This is a genomic window from Actinoplanes sp. NPDC023936 (assembly GCF_040639325.1).
Taxonomy (GTDB): domain Bacteria; phylum Actinomycetota; class Actinomycetes; order Mycobacteriales; family Micromonosporaceae; genus Actinoplanes.
Map to the genome: position 1 here is coordinate 1 of NZ_JBEZZR010000062.1, position 19850 is coordinate 19850.

Sequence of the window (19850 nt, forward strand, 5' to 3'; positions counted from 1 at the left end):
CCGGAGCCGCCGGGTAGCGCGATCCGCAGCGGGAACTGCCCGAAGATCGAGTCCTTCTTCGTGTACAGCGCCTCGATCCCGGCCAGGGTCTGCGAAGCGAGGATGAGGTGGATGCCGTAGGAGCGGCCCTTGCGAGCAAGGTCCTCCAGTGCCGCGACGGCGTCGCGGGCGAGGGTGTCGTTGGCGCCGAACAGCACCTGGAACTCATCGATCACGACCACCAGCCGAGGCAGCGCCACATCGGAGCTGGCACGCAGGTCGGCCAGCTTGGTCACCCCGGCGCCCTTGAGCGCGGCGGCGCGGCGATTCATCTCCCGAGCCAATGCCTGCAGGACCGCGAGCCCGTACTCGCGGTCGGACTCGATGCCGACCGTACGGGCGTGCGGGATCCAGGACGGGTCCTTCAGGGTGGGCGTGAATTCGACGAACGACACGCCCTCCTTGAAGTCGAGCAGGTACAGACCCAGCTCGTCCGGGGAGTATCGCGACGCGAGTGCGTACAGCAGGATCAGCAACAGGTTTGTCTTGCCCGCACCGGACCTGCCGGCGAGCAGCATGTGCGGTGTCGCGTCATCCAAAACGAGGTCGTACGGGATCCGCCCGTCCCGGCCGACCACTGCCCGCACCCCGGTCGCGGAGGACTCCTGCCAGATCCGGTCCGGCATCAGTGAGGCGAAGTCGGTGCGCCGGGCCACCGCCGCGGTCGCCGCCATCCGGCGGCTGACCTCGGCCGCCACGTCCTCACTGGCACCAGGATCAAGCCGGACAGGTGCGGCGAGGCCGCTGCCGTCGACCGACAACCGGTACGGGCCTGGCGGCTCCGACATCGTCCACCAGCCGTCCCCGGCCGTACTCAACGTCGTGGTGTGGTCCAGCCGTGGTGGCCCGTCGCCGTGCATCAGCGCGGGCGGCCAGCCCGCCAGCAGCAGGTGCACCCGCGAGGCCGGGCCGGCATGGGCGATGGCTGCCAGCCGCGCCCACTCGGCACGCCCATGCCCCGACGGCAGGGCGGCGACGGCGATCAGCAGCACCGGCGGTGCCGGCAGATCACCAGCTTGTACCGCGGTGATCTGCTGCTCTGCCTCGTCAAGAGCCGTCCGGAGCCCGGCGAGCGTCGTTACCGGGGCGGCCCACACCTCGGCATCGATGAGCGGCCGGAACGCAGTGAACGCTGAGCCGAGCATCGCCCCGTCCACCGGCAGCACCCGCACGCTGCCCTCCGGCAACGCCGCGATCGTGCGCACGAGGACACCTCGCAGCCATGCCGCCACGGACCGGTCTCGGGCATCGGTGTCGATCGCCAGATGGCCGGCGCCGACGAACGGGGCTGCCGCCCAGAACACGCTGCCGCGGATCGGCTCCGCATCACCAACTCGCAGCAACAGCGGGCCACCTGCCCGCGCATCACGGCCCAGCGGACGGCCAATAATCGATCCGTCGACTGGCAGGCCGAGCCAGCCTGGCAGGCCAACCTGCGCGACTGCCTGTAGCTGAGCTACCAACCGTCGCAGCTCATCGTCGGCTGTCGCCCCGGCGAACTGGTCATCCTCCAGTGCGCTGACCGCTGCCTCGGCATCAAGAAGCAACGACGTGGCCTGTCGATGCAAGTCCACCGCGCGCCCAAGAAACTGCGCGATAGTACCCACCGCGGCCCTCCCGTGGCGATGCGGTATCAATCGGGCGTCACCCTATCGGACACCTGCACGCGGTGTCATGCCTCTGTGTCAATGTGTGATCATCAGTCGCTAACGCGGGCAATTTATCGGTGCCGCTAAAGCGTATTCAGCCCAGATGAGCGATTCGTCGGCGTCGCCGTCAGCGCCTTCTGCCGGGTTCTACGCGAGCCATACCTGAACGGGGGAAGCGCCGCAGGCTCCACAACTCTCCGTGATGCCGGTGCGCAGCGGCGGCACCGGTGTTAGAAGTGCAACGAAATAGACGCCCCTTACCGTCGAAAACATCGCCGTTACGACGGATAGCACTCTTCCCGCCGGAAGCCGCAGTGACGTTCTGTGACGGGACATGATACGTTTCGACCTCCCATGAGTGCGGACGCGGGGCGGTGGCATGGAAGCTTTGCTAGCTGAGGATCCGCAGCAGGTCGGCCCCTACAAGATCGTGGGTCGGCTGGGAGCCGGCGGCATGGGACAGGTCTTTCTCGGCGTCTCACCGACGGCAGACCGGGTGGCCGTCAAGGTCATCAAGAGTGTGCTGCTCGACGATGCGGACTTCCGGGAGCGCTTCGCCCTGGAGGTCGTCAACCTCAAGACTGTGTACGGCGCCCGGGTCGCGCGATTCGAGGGTGCCGGTCTGGATGACGAGCCACCCTGGCTGGCGGTGGAGTACATCGAGGGACCGACGCTCAAGCGGCATGTGGAGCGCTCAGGAACGTTGGATGTCACCCTGGCCGCCATGCTTGGCGCCCAACTGGCCGACGGCCTGGGCAAGATTCACGAGGCCGGCGTCCTGCACCGGGACCTCAAACCGCAGAACATCCTGCTTGGTAAGGACGGGCCCAAGGTCATCGACTTCGGGCTGGCGAAGGTGCTCCTGGGCCCCGACCACCAGGTGACCGAACCTGGTCACTGGATCGGCACCCTGGCGTACATGTCACCCGAGCAGGTACGAGCCGACAACGACCTGGACGCGTCCACAGATGTGTACGCACTGGGTGCGACGCTCGCCTACGCGGTCACCGGCCGCCTGCTGTATCCGGGGCCGGCTGGCATTGTGATGGCCCATCGCATCAGCGACCCTGTGATCCAGCCCGATCTGACCGGCGCGCCGCCGGAGCTGGTGCCGCTCCTCGGTCTGATGCTCGCCCACGAGCCGACGGCCCGGCCTGGTGTGAAGGTGGTGCACGACCAGCTCATTGCCCTGGCCAAGGCCAGTGGGCAGGCCGTGTCGGCCATCCGCCGACGCCTGATCAAGGCGACGTTCGACGCGCCTCCACCGATCGTGGTGCCGCCAGAGTTGTCGGATCCGCGCGCGGACCCGGAAGATGCCGGAGACCGACCGGACCCGACTCCCGAGCCGCCGAAGTCCAAACCAACTGAGGCGGACGTGAGCTGGCTCGCCGACGAGCTCCGGGCCGCATACGCCCGGGACGCGGCTTTCTGACGAGTTCGGACGGACAGCCACAAGCGATCACGGATGCGAGACACATGAGCACGGAACCCCGGTCACCATTTCCGCCAGGAGCGCGGATTCTCGTCCGCGACGAGGAGTGGCTGGTCAAGCGCGCAGTCCCCACGGACCATGACGGTACGAAGATCGAGGCGATCGGAGTCTCCGAGTACGTGCGGGACATGCCGGCCACGTTCTTCACGGAGATCGACACGGTCGAAGTGCTCCGGCCCGAGGACACCCTGCTGGTGACCGATAACTCGCCGAGGTTCCGGCGCAGTCGTCTCTTCTTGGAGGCGGTGCTGCGCCGGACCCCGCTGCCGCGCTCGGAGCGTGGGCTGGCGTTGTCGGGCGGTTTCGTCGCCGATCCACTGGTCTACCAGCAGCGGCCGGCCGAACTCGCGCTTTCGTCATTGCGCCCGCGGATGCTGCTCGCCGACGTAGTCGGACTGGGCAAGACGCTGGAGATCGGCATGATCCTCGCTGAGTTGGTACGCCGTGGACGAGGCGACCGGATGCTCGTGGTCACCCCGCAACACATCCTCGACCAGTTCCAGCGGGAGATGTGGACCCGGTTCTCGATCCCGTTGGTGCGCCTCGACTCCAGCGGCCTGGAGCGCATCCAGCGCGAGATCCCGGCTGGCCGGAACCCGTTCACCTACTTCCGGCGGATCATCATCTCGATCGACACGTTGAAGCGGGTCGCCGAGTACGAGCACCACCTGAAGAACGTCTGGTGGGACGCGGTCGTCATCGACGAGTCGCACAACCTGATCGGCGGAACCAGCCTGCGTAACCGGCTGGCCCGGCTACTCGCCTCCCGCAGTGACGCTCTGCTTCTGGCGAGCGCGACACCGCACAACGGCGACAAACGGTCCTTCGCCGACCTCATCAGACTGCTCGACCCGGCCGCGATCGCCGACCGGGACAACTACACGGCCGCGGACATCGCCCATGTCTACCTGCGCCGCACCAAGATCAGTCCGGAGGTACGCGACCAGATCGGCGAACAGTGGGCAGACCGAGGCCCCTCGGTGCCGACGCATTGCGAGGCCACACCGGCGGAGGAGGCCGTCTTCCAGGAGCTGACGACGACCTGGCTGGCCAAGGACGGCGTCAGCACCGGCGCGGGTCGGCGTCTGCTGCCATACACGATGGTCAAGGCATTCCTGTCCTCGCACCGCGCGCTGGCTGACACTGTGGGTAACCGGCTCAGCTCGTCGAGCTGCACCGATCCCGTCGAGCGTGACGCGCTGACCCGCCTGCAAAAGCTGACCGGCGCCATGTCCGACGATGACTCGGCGAAGTTGTCGGCCCTGGTCGCCCGGCTGACCGACATCGGCGTCGGGGCGAAGAGCAGCACGCGAGTTGTGGTGTTCTCCGAGCGGGTGTCGACCCTCGAATGGCTCGCCACGGCCCTTCCCGCCCGCCTCGGGCTGACCAAGGCCGCGATCCGCGTCATGCACGGTGGGCGGACGGACACCGAACAGCAACAGATCGTCGAGGAGTTCTCCCTCGCCGGCAGCGACGTCCGGCTCCTGCTCACAGGCGACATCGCCTCTGAGGGCGTCAACCTTCACACCCAGTGTCATCACCTGGTCCACTACGACCTGCCGTGGAGCCTGATCCGGATCGAGCAGCGTAACGGCCGAATCGACCGGTACGGGCAGCGGCACAAGCCGAAGTTCGACGCGCTGATCCTCACCTCTGCGACGAAGGACGCGCTCGACGACCGGTCAGTTGCCGAACACCTCCTCAAGCGAGAGGAAGCAGCGCACCGGAGCCTCGGCACCGCCGAAGCGGTCACCGGCGAGTACCTTCCGGAACGGGAGGAACGCCGCCTCGTCCAGGACCTGCTGGCGGGCAAGACCGTCGAACAGTCGCTGGAAGCGGTCGAGGAACGGGATGTACTGGCCGACCTGCTGGGCGGCGTGGGGGAGACTCCGACCAGTCCAACACCGCCCAAGGCGAGCATCCCGACACTGTTCGAGAGCACCGAGGCTTTCGTCGACCAGGCGTTGGCCGAGGTCTTCGACGCAGCCGAGGATTCTATCGGCTTGCATCGCGAACCGGGTCTGCTCAGTTTCGACGTCCCGCCGGATCTCACATCCCGACTGTCCGACCTCCCGCGCTCCTACCTCGCGGCACAGCGCACCGAGCGAGGGCTCCGACTGCGGGTCACATTCGACCGGCACCTCGCCCAGGCGAAACTGGCGCAGGCACGGCGGCTCAGCAAGACCGCATGGCCGGACGTCACCTTCGTCAGCGACGTGCACCCGATGGTCGATTGGCTGGTCGACAAGGTCCTACTCCGGCTCGGCCGCCAGCAGGCCCCGGTGCTGATCGCGGACGTGCAGGAGCCGACGTACTTGGTCCAGGGGGTCTACTGCAACCGGCTAGGTCAGCCGACCGTCGTCGAATGGATGGCAGTGAGCGGCCTCCCCGGAACGGCCAAGATCCAGACCCTGTCCGAGGCACTGGACTTGGGCCGTGTGGGCCCGAACATGACCAACCCACTGGCGCCGCTCGACCTGGAGGAACTTCAGAAAGAGGTGCCGGCCGCGATCGCCGCCGCGCGGGACCGCCTGGCCGAGAAGCGGCAGCGTTGGGATGAGATCGCGGAGAAGCCGATTCGCGACTATCGCCGTCAACTTCAACGGTGGGTGCAGGGCAGTCTGTTCGACGACGACCAGGCGAGTGCGGGCCAGAAGACCCGCCGCAAGCGTGCGGTCGAGTCAATCGTGGCTGAGCAGGAGGAGCTGATCGGACGGTTGGCGACCGACGGGGAGCCGCTACTGCGGTTGCTGGCCGTTCTCGTAGCCCCGACCGACGGAGGGGAACAGGGACGATGACGTTCGACGCGATCGCCAACCGCGGCGAATACCTGTCCGCGTACTACCTCGCCGAGGTCCTCCCGCGCGACCTGAAGAAGAAGGACGAGGGACTGCTCGCCAGATGGGCGAAGGAGGAGAGCGACGGCCGGCCGACCCCTCGGGTCGGTATCCGGGCGCTGCGCCGCGATTACCTCGACACCAAGACCGACCTGGCCGACCTCGGCGACGCGGAGAAACGCCGCACCGTCCTGCACGACCTGCACACCACCATCCTCACCCGTCTCGGCTATCTGAAACCGGGCACGACACATCGCGAACCGGTGTCGATCACCGTCGAACGTGCCAATCACGAGTACCAGGTTCACGTCGCGCACGCCGAACCCGGAATCGTGGTCATCGAGTGTGGCTGGGCCACGGACCCGGATGAGGTCGTTGACCCCGACGAAGACGGCGGCCGTCTCCGTTACCCATTCGATCTGGACCGGCGGGAACGCATCGGGAGCGGGTTTGCGCTCGCCGGCTGGTTGTTCGGGGCAGAATACAACCCGCCCCGGTACGTGCTGATCCTGTGCGGTGGCGTCCTGGCCCTCACCGACCGGCTCACCTGGGGCGAACGCCGATATCTGGCTGTGGCGCTGGACTCCGCGTACGCCCGCAATGACACCCGGAACGGCGGTGAACTCGACGTCATCGCAGCGCTGTTCAGCGCCGACGCCCTTCGGCCCCCACCGGAGGGCGGCGCCGAACCGCTCGCCGGTCTCGTCGCTGGCTCCCGCCAGAATGCCGTCGGTGTCTCCTCCGAACTGCGCGAAGGCATCAGGCTGTCCGTCGAGCACATCGCGAACGAGGTCCTGGCGCGAATCGCCCAGGCCGGTGTTCGCCCCGAGCAACTCATGGAGCCCGCCGAACTCGGCCGGTCCCTCGCCCGGGAGGCCCTGCGCTACCTCTACCGCATCCTGTTCCTGCTCTACGCCGAAGCCCGGCCCGACCTCGGCGTGCTGCCGGTCGACTATCCCGAGTACGTGGAGGGCTACAGCCTCGCCCGGCTCGGCGACCTGGTCACCCGGCCGCTGGTCGGCGAGGCCGCCGCGAACGGCTTCCATCTGTACGAGTCACTCGACCTGCTGTTCCACAAGGTCAACAACGGTTACCGGGAACGGGGCACCGCCGAGGTCGCCGACGCGACGAGCGAAGGCGAGAGCATCCGGTTCGAGCCGCTGCGCTCCAACCTCTTCCTGGACGGCGCGATCAAGCACATCGGGCCGGAGGCGTTCACCCATCCCGACGACGATCCGGACGAGCCGGGCGCGCGGACGATCGACACGAGGCTCCGCAACGCCGCCCTGCACACCGTCCTTCGCCTGCTCATGCTCACCCGCGGCAACAAGAAGGAGCGCGGCGGCTTCATCTCGTACGCCCAACTCGGCATCAGCCACCTCGGCGCCGTCTACGAGGGACTGATGTCCTACACCGGCTTCATCGCGGACGAAGACCTGTACGAGGTCGCCAAGGGCGGCGACGCCAGCGACGGCAGCTGGATGATCCGTGCCTCGACCGTCCACGCGTTCCCCGACGAAGTCTTCGTCACCCGCGTCGACGAGGACGGCCGCCGCGACCGCGTGTACTACCCGGTCGGCAACTTCGTCTACCGGCTCGCCGGCCGTGACCGGCAGACCAGCGCCTCCTACTACACGCCGCCGTCGTTGACCGAGGTCACGGTGAAGCTGGCGCTCAAGCAGCTCATCGAGGAGAACCCGCCACAACGCCCCGAGGACATACTCACCTGGACGATCTGCGAACCGGCCCTCGGCTCCGGCGCGTTCCTCAACGAGGCGATCAACCAGGTCGCCGCTGAGTACCTGCGGCGGGCTCAGGAACGGGCAGAGCAGAGCCTTGACCCGGAGCAGTACGCCACTGAGTTGCAGAAGGTGAAGGCGTATATCGCGCTGCACAACTGCTACGGCGTCGACCTCAACGAGATGGCGGTCGAACTGGCCGAGGTGTCGATCTGGCTCAACGTCATGCACGCCGGCCTCCGCGCACCGTGGTTCGGCCTCCACCTGCGTCACGGCAACTCACTCATCGGTGCTGGCCGGCGTACGTACCCGAAGAAGGCCCTGGTCAAGCGTGCTTGGCTGAGCGCCGCACCGCAGGAACGACCACTGCGTGACGGCGAGCTGCCCGGTGGGGAGATCCACCACTTCCTCCTCCCGGCCGACGGCTGGGGAACCGTGGCCAAGGAGAAGGAGGCCCGCACCTGGGCCACAGAAAACGCCGCGCGGCTTCGTGACTGGCGTAAGGGCATCCTGCACCCGGACACCAAGAGATCGGCAGCCTATGCCCGGCGCTTGGAAGGACTTGCTGGCCGAGTCGAGATGTTCTGGGACCTGGTCCGTCAGCGAATCAAACTGTCTGAGGACAAGATCCGCCGTCACATCGACGTCTGGGGTGCCACCGGGCTTCCGGACGCGGACGACTCGGCACCTCGCGAGGAGATCCTCGCGGCTCTCGAAGCCATCGGCGCGCCGTACTGGCGGCTCAAGACCCTGATGGACGCCTGGTGTGCCCTTTGGTTCTGGCCCCTGGAACACGCGGATCTCCTCGACGGCACCGCCCCTGAATACGGGCAGTCCGCGACATCCGTATCCCGGATCGAAGAGAAGCTAGTCCCTGAAGAGGAGCCCCTCGTCGATGTGTGGGCGGATGGCGCCCTGTTCGGCCTCGCCGACCTTGGCCTCCCCGAGCAGCTCACTCTGCCTTCTCCCAGCAAGCCGAAGAAGCTGAAGCTCAGCGAGGAGCGGATCACGCTCCGGCTCGCCCGCAAGGTGCCCCTCGCGCGCCTTGACGACTGGCTCGACTTCTGCGAAGCCCTGCTCGGCACCCACGACGTCCCGGAGGACTCGTTCGTCGCCACCTTCCATGACCTCGAAACCCTTGAGGAGTACGAGGACGAACTCCTCCGGTGGACCGGGATGGATACGCCTACGCGGATCGCCGAGCGGTTCCCCTGGGCGCGCGTCGCCGAGGAGATCGCCGCCCGGCAGGGCTTCTTCCACTGGGAGCTGCAGTTCGCCCAGGTCTTCGCCAAAGGCGGGTTCGATCTTCAGGTCGGCAACCCGCCCTGGGTTCGTCCGCGTTGGGACGAGGGCGGCGTCATGGCCGAGCGTGATCCCTGGTTCAAACTCGAAGACGCCCCGCCCGCCGACACTTGGCGCGATCGCAAGGAAGCCCACCTCGACGACGAGCGACAGCGACGCGAGTTCGTCAACGAGCTCGCCGTGAACGCCGGCATGGTCGCGTTTCTCGGCACCACCCCGACTTATCCGCTGCTCGCCGGAACCCAGCCCGACCTCTACAAAGCCTTCATGTGCCGGACCTGGGACAACCTGAGCCCGACCGGAGTCGTCAGTCTTATCCATCAGGACGGGCACCTGGTCGGCTCTCATGACGGGAGGCTGCGAGCAGCCACCTATACCCATCTCCGGCTGCACGCCCATTTTCAGAACCGGCGTCTCATCTTCCCCGACATCGACTGGAACCGGCCCTTCTCGGTCAACATCTACGGACCGCCGAAGACCATCGGATTCGACCACGCCTGCTGGCTCTTCGACCCCACAACACTCGCCGGCTCGATCGACCACGACGGCTCCGGCGATGCCCCGGTGATGAAGTACAACGGCTACTGGGATCTACGGCCGCACCGGTCACGGCTTGTCCGTGTCGATGCCGACGTGTTGTCCGTCTGGCGTGGGATCGCCGGAGACGCCGACGTGCCGCTGGAGGAGACCAAGCTCCTGTACCCAGTGACCACGGTGGAACAGACCGCTATCGCGGCCCTGGCAGCGTGGGGTCGGCGCCTTTCCTCATTGAGCCCGTCCATCTCGCCAGGCTTCCACGAGTCCGGTGCCAAGACGGCCGGTCTCATCCGCGCGCGCTTCGCCGAGCCAGGTGCCTGGCATGACGTCGTCCTGCGGGGTCCACAGTTCGCCGTTGCGACGCCGATGGCGAAGCAGCCGCCGCACACGCTCCACACCGACAAGGCCATCGACCTTGTCTCTCTCCCGGCCGACGCGGTTGCAAGCACGGACTACGAACGCGCTTGCGAACAGGGGCGTTACATCGCGGCACAGGATCATTGGCCCGACCATGGCCGCCTCCAAGACCTGTGGGACTCCGCGGCGGCTGTAGAGGCGGCTCGTGCGGATCTGCTCTCGCTCTCCGGGTCTGCGCCCAGCGCGGAACAGGTCGACGCGTACCTCCGGCAGATCGCGGGTCGTCCGTACACCGACTTTTTCAGGTTGGTATGGCGTCGCCGCATTCCGTTCAGCACCGAGCGTTCGCTGTTCGCCGCCCTGGCTCCACCGGGACCTGCGCATATCGATGCGGTGCATTCGCTCGCAACGATTTCCGAGGTAAGCACTGCGTTGGTCGCGGGATTCTGGGCTTCTCTGCCGCTCGACTATCTGTTGCGGATTACAGGCCGGGCGGATCTACGGATCGCCGAGGCCCGCGCGATGCCTGCGCCATCAGAGGACCATCCTCTCGCCTCGTCGCTTGTGCTTCGCACGTTGCGCCTCAACTGCCTGGTCGATGCCTATGCAGACCTGTGGAGAACCCTATTTGACGAAAACTGGCTGAGGGACGAAGTATGGGCTGCTGACTGGCAAGGGCTACCGGGGTTGAACGATGTCGGTCCGTCGTGGACGCCGGCCACGCCGTTGCGAACTGAGCGGGAGCGGCGTGCCGCGCTGGTGGAGATCGATGCCTTGGTAGCAACATGGTTAGGCATCGGGGCCGAGGAACTTGTCGCGATCTACCTGTCGAGGTTCCCGCAGTTGGTCGACTACGAGGCCGAGATGTGGTTCGACGCGAACGGTCGAAAGCTCGCCGCGAACTTCAACCAGTACGGGACCGGGCAGACCAAGGAGCACTTCGTGCAGCTGATGGCGCACCTGGAGGAGCCGGACCGAGCGTCTCCGCCGGAGGGGTACTCGGCGCCGTTCTTCAAGGCGGACCGGCCGAAGGAGATGCGGCAGGCGCATGCGGTGTTCACCGCTCGGCTGGAGGCGGCGAAGGAAGCGGGGTGGCGGCCGTGAGGCCGACGCTGGCTGCGGAAAGTCTCCGGCACACGCTGACGCAGTACCTGACCACCACGTTCGCGCTCGCGGACACCGGGGTTCGGGAGGCACTTGCCGGGTTCCTCAACCACCCCGAGCAGGGCATCTTCCGCGGCCCGTACTTGCGGGTGCGGATGCCGTTCCGGAAGGTCAGCAAGAGGTGGCGGTCACCGCTCACCTGGTTGCCAGCAGACTTCTCCCCCTACGATCACCAGGCCAAGGCGTTCGGTCGGCTGAGCACCGTCACCGGCCCGGCGCGCCCCACGCTGGTCACCACCGGGACCGGGTCAGGCAAGACCGAGTCGTTCCTGTACCCGATCCTGGACCACTGTCGGCGAGCCCGGCAGGACGGGCAGGCCGGGGTGAAAGCCGTCCTGCTCTACCCCATGAACGCCCTCGCCACCGACCAGACCTTGCGATTGAAGGAACTCCTCGCCGAGGAGCCCGCGTTGGCCGCGGTGACCGCTGGGCTATACATCGGCGATGTCGCCGAGATGTCCCAGGCGCCGGTCATGACCAGCAGGTACGAGATCCGCGACAACCCGCCCGACATCCTCATCACGAACTACAAGATGCTCGACCTGCTCCTGCAGCGCTCCGAGGACAAGAAGTTGTGGGAGGACGCCAACCTGGCGTTCGTGGTGCTCGACGAGTTCCACACCTATGACGGCGCCCAGGGCACCGACGTCGCCATGCTGCTGCGGCGGCTGGCTGCGGTGACCGGTCAGGCTCGACCAGGGCAGCCGCTGGGTGATATCTGCCCGGTCGCCACATCGGCGACGCTGGGAAACGGTGGGCCGGGCGACACGACCGGAAAACTGCGGGAGGTTGCCGCGCAGGTCTTCGGCACCGAGTTCGACGAGAACGCGGTGATCGGGGAGTCCCGGGCCGCTGCGGACGACGTACTGAAAGAGATTGATTTCGGATTTCCGCTCCCGGAACCGGCTGAGCTCGCAGCCTTCCCCGACCCGTCGCGGGATCCGACGGCGATGCGAGCGATCGCGCAGGCGGTGCTCGGAAACGACGATCTGACGCCGGTCAAACTCGGTGCGGGTCTGCGGAAACACATCCTGACTCAGGCGGTGCTGCGTGTGCTGGGCGACCGGCCGCAGACGTTCGCGGAGATCCTGGAGCTGGTGCCGCGGGAAGGCGCGTACTCGTGGGGTCGAGCGTTCCGGGTGGAGCCGGAGGTAGCGGCGACCGCGCTGGCCCGTTTCGTGGCGTTGCTGTCGATGGCGCGGCGGCCCGAGGCGCCTGACCTTCCGCTGCTGGCGGTCGAGACGCACATGTGGGTCCGTGTGGTGTCCCGGCTGCTGAGGGCGGTCGCGACGAGGCCCGCGTTCGGCTGGTCCGGTGAACTCCCACGAGGTGCCGAGACCGAGACCTCCGACGCCGACTCGGTGGTCGCGGACCGGCGGTACTCGCTGTTGCCCGCGATCTACTGTCGGCACTGCGGCCGGTCGGGCTGGTCGGCGATCTCACCGGAGCGCGATCCCGAGGAGTTGATCGGCGAGCCGGAGAAGATCTACCGGGCCAGCGTCGGACGGGACAAGCGCCGGGTCCGCGCGTTGATCGCCGCGACCGGCGAGGAGATTCAGGGCGGGTCCGGCGAAGGGCTCCTTGTCCTCGAAGCGTCAGGCGTTCGGATTCGCCCGTTCAATCCGGGGGCCGACCGGGCTGGCGTGCCCGACGGCGGCGTGGTGGTTCTCGGTGACCTGTACCGGGACCGGGATGCCGAGACCGACAGGTGCCCGGCGTGTGGGCTCGACGACGGTATCCGGTTCCTCGGTGCCGGCCTGGCCAGTCTTGCCTCGGTCGCCGTGACTCAGCTGTTCACCGGCGGCGAACTCGTCGACAACGAGCGCAAGACGCTGCTGTTCAACGACTCGGTGCAGGACGCCGCGCACCGAGCTGGCTTCGTCGCGAACCGGTCGTACAACTTCTCGCTCCGGGCGTTGCTGGTCAACCAGTTGACATCCGGTGTTCCGACACGCCTCAACGACGTCATTGCCGACGTGATCCAGGCCGCCAGCGACCCGGCGACGTTGGCTGCGGTCGTTCCGCCCGATCTTCACGACGACCCGGGAGTCGATGCGCTGCTCTCCGGTGGCATGGCCGACCGGGACACCTGGCGGCTGATCGGGGAACGGCTGGCATTCGCCACGATCATGGACGTCGGGCTGCGTTCCCGTCAGGGCCGGACTCTGGAGCTGACCCGTACCGCCGCGGTCGAGGTAGTGATCGACGATCTGCCCAAGGTCGTGGGTCTATGCCGGGACGTTCTGCTGGGCGGTTCACAACTCACGCTGGATTCGCTGCCCGACGACGCGGTGCTCGCCACGATGGTTCGTGGCTTGCTGGAACGGCTGCGGATTCGGGGCGGCGTCCGGCACACCTGGCTGGAGCCGTTCGTGCACCAGGGCGGTCGCCGCTGGCAGGTGTGGGGCGGTCGCCCGGACGGGATGCCGGCCTTCCCGCACGGCAAGTCGGCGCCGGCGTTCGCGATGACCGCGCCGAAGGGCCGCAACAGTGAGTTCGACGTGCTCTCCGCGGCGAACAACTGGTACGAGGACTGGGTGATGCGCTGCCTGCGCCTGTCCCGCGCGGAGGCCAACCGTTACCTGCAGCAACTCCTGGCGGTCTTGGCCCGGGAAGGGGTGCTGGCATCGCGGACGATCGTCGACGGCTCGACGGTCGTCTACGGTTTGCAGCCGGGGCACATCAACCTGGTCCGGCTCAGCGATGCCGAGGCCGCCGACGCCGGGGTGCGCTGCGACTCGTGTGCGTGGGAGCAGACCGTACCGCCCGCCCGGGTCTCCGACTGGGTCGGTCAGCGGTGCCTGCGGTACCGGTGTGTCGGACGGTTCGTCGCGGCGCGGGACGAGAATGCCGCCGGTGACTACTACCGGCGCCTCTACCTCGGCGGCGGCGTCTTCCGGGTGGTGACCGCCGAGCACACCGGCATGCTCACCCGCGCCCAGCGTGAGGGAGTCGAGGCGGCGTTCCGGCGAGAGAAGCAGCGGTACACCGATCCGAACGTCCTCGCGTGTACGCCGACCTTGGAACTGGGCATCAACATCGGTGACCTGTCTGCCGTGATTCTCGGTTCGCTGCCCCGCGGGCCGGCCAACTACGTGCAGCGGGCCGGCCGAGCCGGGCGCACCAGCGGTAACTCACTGGTGCTCACCTTTGTGGGCCGGCGCGAACGCGACCGGTACTACCTGAACGAGCCACGCGACATGATCGCCGGCCAGATCCGACCACCTGGCTGCTATCTGTCCGCCATCGCCCTCCTGCGCCGCCAGTACCTGGCGTACCTGATCGATCTTGCCGCCCGAGACCGGTTGACGGATGTCGCTCCGATGCCGCGACACGCCTCTGTGCTGTTCGGTGACACCGGCTGGCTCAACGACCTGGTGAACACCGCGATCGCCGAAGGCGATCGATTGGTCGCCGACTTTCTGGACCTCTTCGCCGGAGGTGTGAGCGAAGGAGCGGCCAGCGAGCTGAAGTCGTTTGCCACCGACGGGATCGCCGCGGCGATCGCCGAGTTCGTGGTGAGTTGGGAGGAACGGATCGCCGGTCTGCGCCGGCGCAAGGATGCCATCAACGCCGCGATGGGCGGCCTCATCGCGTCGGATCCGTCCCAGGCTCGGGAGTTGCGAGGGCTCAGGGCCGAACGCAAAGCGGTCGGTGACCGGCTCGGTGAGATCGGCGGTGCCAGCGCGCACTCCACGATGGTCGAGTTCGGGTTGCTGCCCAACTACTCGTTGATCGACTCCAGGACACTGCTCGACGCCACCCTCACCTGGGAGAACTCGACCGAGGACGGCGACCGCCGATTCGGCGGTGAGTTGCGTGAATACTCGCGGCCCGCACGTACCGCGCTGGTCGAGCTGGCCCCGGGCAACACCTACTACGTGCGCGGATACCGGCACACCATCGACGGTCTGGAGATCGGACGCCCGGACCGGCCCCTGTACGAGCGGTGGCGGATCTGCCCGTCCTGCGGATATGTGCGTACCAGCAACGCCGTCGCGGACACCAGCGCCTGCCTTCGGTGTAGGACCCCTGCCATCGCGGACGCCGGCTGTCTGCACTACGTTCTGCGTCCGACCGTCGTGCGCTCCCGGGACCGCCGGGAAGACGCCCGTATCCGTGATGACACCGACGAACGGACCCAACGCCGCTACACCACCACCTTCGCGGCGGACATCCCGACGGTCGAGAATCCGTGGCGGCACGACAAGGTCACCTTCGGCGTCGACTACACCAGGCACGCGAAGATCCGGGAGTTCAACCTGGGTGCCGCCCGTTTCGACCGCCCGGCCACCGACCCCTTCGCCGGCGACACCGTGCGGCTCAATCCGTTCTACGCCTGCATGGACTGTGGCGGCACGACCGCAGACGGCCCGCCACCGACCGCTACAAACCTTCCCGGCTCCGACCCGGTCTCCGGTGCCGGCCCCGCGCCCACCGGTGATGTCCCGGGCACCAAACACCATCAACCGTGGTGCCGGCACCGCCGGTCGCCCTACACGGCCAAACACACGCCGCTGCTGCTGGTGCACGAGTTGGAGACCGAAGCACTGCGGATCCTGATCCCCGCCGCCACGGCGCTCGTCGACGAGCGCGTCGTGTCCTTCGCCGCGGCGCTCATGCTCGGCATCACCGTCAAGTACGGCGGTGAGCCCGACCATCTCCGTGTGGTCCGGGCACCCATGGCCGACCGCGACAGCGACAACGTCCGCCAGTTCCTGGTCGTCTACGACACCCAGCCCTCGGGAACCGGCTACCTGCACCGCCTGTCGGCCGACGGAGAGTTCAAGGAGGTGCTGGAGACCGCTGTCGAGGCGATCACGACGTGCGAGTGCAATCGGGAGGGCCGCAAGGCGTGCCACCGTTGCCTGCTGCGGTTCGCCCGTGACGATGAGTTCCCGCTGATGAGCCGGGACGAGGCGCTGGAGATCCTGCGCCAGCTTCTCGACGACTGGAAGATCTCCACCGATGTGGGGCCCGCTGACGAGATCTCGTTGACGCCGCTGGTCGAAAGTGAGCTGGAGCGAAAGTTCCTGCACAAGCTCATCGCCTGGGCCGAGCAGGACCCGAGCGTACGGCTGACCCGGCGCGCCGACATGGAGGGCGCGCGCTTCGCCGACCTCCGCCTGGAAGCACCCGACGGCCGTGTCGTGCACTGGCGGATGAAGTTGCAGAACACCATCACCGGGACCCGCCCGGACGTGCACTTCAAACGCCTCGACGCCGCCGCGCAGGAGGTCGCCGTCTACCTTGACGGCTACCAGTACCACGCCAGCCCGCCACCCGGCAGGAACCGACTGGCCGACGACACGATGAAACGCACCCGGCTCCGCGCTCATGACCTGCACGTCTTTGCTCTGACCTGGGACGACGTCCGATCCTGGCGGAACACGGAGATCCGCCACGACGCGGTGTGGCCGCCCTACCAGGGCTTGGCTCAGCAGGCAGCCCGCGACCTCTACCGTCAGCGGACCGGTAACGACCCTCAGCAGCTCAACGACCTCGTGTGGGCCAACCCGATCGACCTACTCCTGCAGTTCCTGCGCGATCCCGACCTGGACCTGTGGCGCTCCCGGGCCGAAGCGACCCTGGCCGGCCTGCTTCGCCAGCCCGACAACCAGCGGGTCTCCAGCGACTCCACTGGGATCACGGCCAGGGTGACGGCGGCAGTACATGGCCAGCCGCTTCCCGCCCCCGTGTCCGGTGGCCGAATCGTCGTCGCCCGTGCCGACGACGCCAACGGCTGCCCACTGGTGTTGATCCTCGACCAGCGAGCCGACCCCCGCCGTCCGGTCTGGTCGGCTTTCACGGTCATCGACGATCGTGCCGCAACGTTGAGCGCTGATCCACGGCACAAGCGCCGGTGGGCGGCCTGGCTCTGGTGGGGCAACATCATCCAGTTCCTCGCTGATGGCGACGGTGACGCCGCCCAACTGGCGAAGACCATCCTTGGCACGTTCGACCCGACGCTGCTGTACGCGGCCGAAGGCACCGGCCTCATCGCGGCCCACCGTCCCGCGCCGCTGGACGACGAGACCGCCACCTGGCTCGGGCGCAGCACCGAACCAGCGCCTGCCGTAACCTCACCCAGCGACGAACCAGATTCCGCCTGGCAGCGTGTCGTCGAATTGGCTGACCTGGAGGAATCCGGTGTCGAGAGCCTGCTGCGCGGGCTGATCCAGCGACACGTTCCGGCACCCGTCAGTGGGTACGAACTGAACGATGCCGGTTGGCAGGCTGACTTCGCCTGGCCAAGGCTGCGGATCGCCGTCGTTCAGCGGCTGCACGGCCCGGCGGCGGAGATCGAAGAGCAGGACCGAGACGCCGCGTTCGCTGCCGAAGGATGGCATGTCCGCCCGGCGAAAGAGTGGGATGTCGACGAGCTCGCCACCCTGGTCAACGAAGGAGAAGAGTGACCGCAACCAGTCGAGGCCCGGTCATCCTGCAGATCCTGGATCGAGCCGACAAGGAGATCCTGGCGCTGTCCCGGGCCGACGCCGGCGCCGTCTACAACTTCCAGAGCAAGTTCCGGCAGAACCCGAATGCCCGCGGCTTCTGGCTCAAGCAGCTCAAGGGCTCCCGGCTGTACTCAGCACGCGTCACCGACGCCTACCGCGCCATCCTGCTGAACGTCGGTGCCCAACACTTCCTCCTGGTGTCGGTCCGGCACCGCAGCGACGTCTACGACGATCTCGACCGGTACTCGTACCAGATCAACCGGGTCACCGGAGGCATCGAGGTCATCGACCTCGCCGCTGTCGGGAACAGCATCGTCGGCAGGCTCCTGCCCGCCGACGACCCGACGGCCGTGCCTCCTGAGGCCGCCAAGATTCCCGGGCTCTTCGACTCGTTCACCGACGAGCAACTCACCGACCTTGGCGTGGCAGAGCCCTTGCTTCCCAGTATTCGCCGGCTGCTCACTGACGACGATCTGCTGCGCTTCGCCGACTGCGTTCCCGCGTTGACAGCCGACGTCCTGCTCGCCTTGAACGACGGCAAGACCTTCGACGAGGTGCTGGACCTCGTCACCACCCCGGTCAAAGCCGACGAGCCCGTCGACACCGATGACTGGGTGGCCGCCTTGGACAGCCCCGCCACCCAGGTCACCACAGACGACTCTGCGCTTCAGGCCATCCTGGCCGAATCCTTCGCCCGGTGGCAGGTCTTCCTGCACCCCACCCAGCGCAAGGTCGTCAACCACTCCTACCCGGGATCGGCCCGGGTCAGCGGCGGACCAGGCACCGGCAAGACCATCGTCGCCCTGCACCGGGTCAAGTACCTCGCTGGGCGCCTCAAAGCCGGCAAGGACAAGCCGATCCTGCTGACCACCTTCAACCGGAACCTTGCCGCCGATCTCCGGTCCCGGCTGCTCGACCTGGCCGGCGCCGACCTCAGTGCCCGCGTCGACATCGTGAACATCGACAAACTCGCGAATCGCATCGTCAACGAGGCCGGCACCGACACCAAACGCCGCGTCATCAACGAGGCCGAGGCGCTGAAGCGATGGAACACCTTTCTGCTCGAACTCGGTGAGCGACGCTTCGATGCCGAGTTCCTCAACGCCGAATGGGCACACGTCATCCTCGGGCAGGCCGCGACCACCCGTGACGAATACTTCCGCGCGCGACGTGTCGGCCGCGGCAGATCCATCACCCGGGAACAGCGAGACGCCATTTGGCAGCTCACCGAACGGTTCACCAAACACCTCGACAGCGAGGGCGTCTGGACCTGGCGCCAGATCGCCGCCCGTGCCGCCCGCCTCGAACTCGACCGGGAAGCACGCATCCTCGCCGCCAACGAGGAGTCCTCAGCGGCCGGGCAGACCCTGCGCTACCGCTACCAGCACATCGTCGTGGACGAGGCCCAGGACCTCAGCCCCACCCACTGGCGTCTCTTGCGCGCCATGACCCCCATCGGCCCTGACGACATGTTCATCGTCGGAGACACCCACCAGCGTCTCTACGACAACCAGGTCGCGCTGTCGAGCGTCGGCATCAACATCCGGGGCCGCAGATCCTCCCGGCTCACCATCAGCTACCGCACCACCAGGGAGATCCTGAAGGTCGCGACCCAACTGCTCACCGGGGAGACCTACGACGACCTGGACGGCGGCACCGACACCCTCAACGGCTACCGCTCCCTGCTTCACGGCGCGCCTCCGCTCTTCCGCGGGGCTCCGACGTGGGGCCAGGAACGCGACCTGATCATCGGGCAACTCCGCGCCTGGACCAACACGTCCGACGGTTCCGCCGCTGTCTGCGTCCCGACCAGGGAGTACGTCGCCGAGGTGATCCAGTGGCTCACCGACGAGGGCATCCAAGCCGTGGAGATCGGCCCGGACGGCCCGGCTCGCCCCGACGGCGTCCACGTGGGGACCATGCACCGGTTCAAGGGCCTGGAATACCAGCGTGTCATCATCGCCGGCGCCAGCGACGGCCTCGTCCCGCGTCGCGCGATCGACCGATACCGGGACACCGACGCCAAGCGCTACCAGCAGGAACGCGCCCGAGACCGCTCCCGGCTGTTCGTCGCGGCGACCCGCGCCCGCGACGACCTTGCGATCTTCTGGCATGGCAACCGCAGCCCGTTCATCCCAGCGTCCCTGGTAGGGCTGCCGTCGAGCGCCGAAGATCAGGTCTCCACTATGGAATTACGGCGTTGACACGTGGTGTCAGCCATCGATACGTTCGATGGCTGCTCACCAGTTGATGCCAGGGGGAACGCGCGGTGGCTC

Annotated in this window: 6 protein-coding genes; 5 read left to right on the forward strand and 1 reads right to left on the reverse strand. The window is 67.4% G+C overall.

Annotated elements, in window-relative coordinates; translation table 11 throughout:
• The coding region (locus AB0F72_RS40260) for an FtsK/SpoIIIE domain-containing protein (RefSeq protein WP_360443899.1) at positions 1-1676 on the reverse strand (1676 nt) is incomplete at its 3' end.
• A 391-nt stretch (positions 1677-2067) separates the two neighbouring features.
• Here AB0F72_RS40260 and AB0F72_RS40265 point away from each other — a divergent pair.
• The 5 genes from AB0F72_RS40265 to AB0F72_RS40285 are packed head-to-tail and all read left to right on the forward strand — an operon-like array spanning position 2068 to position 19778.
• Positions 2068-3120: a serine/threonine-protein kinase gene (locus tag AB0F72_RS40265; RefSeq protein WP_360443902.1), complete on the forward strand. Its 1053-nt coding sequence runs from the start codon at positions 2068-2070 to the stop codon at positions 3118-3120.
• 44 nt (positions 3121-3164) lie between these two features.
• The gene (locus AB0F72_RS40270; RefSeq protein ID WP_360443905.1) at positions 3165-5978 is read left to right on the forward strand and encodes a DEAD/DEAH box helicase; all 2814 of its coding nucleotides are present in this window, start codon (positions 3165-3167) and stop codon (positions 5976-5978) included.
• Positions 5975-11056: a class I SAM-dependent DNA methyltransferase gene (locus AB0F72_RS40275; protein WP_360443908.1), complete on the forward strand. Its 5082-nt coding sequence runs from the start codon at positions 5975-5977 to the stop codon at positions 11054-11056. Before AB0F72_RS40270 ends, AB0F72_RS40275 begins: the two co-directional genes overlap by 4 nt.
• Positions 11053-17532, forward strand: a complete 6480-nt coding sequence (locus tag AB0F72_RS40280; RefSeq protein WP_360443911.1) for a DEAD/DEAH box helicase — start codon at positions 11053-11055, stop codon at positions 17530-17532. The genes AB0F72_RS40275 and AB0F72_RS40280 overlap by 4 nt, the downstream gene beginning before the upstream one ends.
• Entirely contained in the window at positions 17529-19778 is a 2250-nt protein-coding gene (locus tag AB0F72_RS40285; protein WP_360443914.1) for a UvrD-helicase domain-containing protein, read from the forward strand. The genes AB0F72_RS40280 and AB0F72_RS40285 overlap by 4 nt, the downstream gene beginning before the upstream one ends.
• Positions 19779-19850 lie beyond the last annotated feature (72 nt).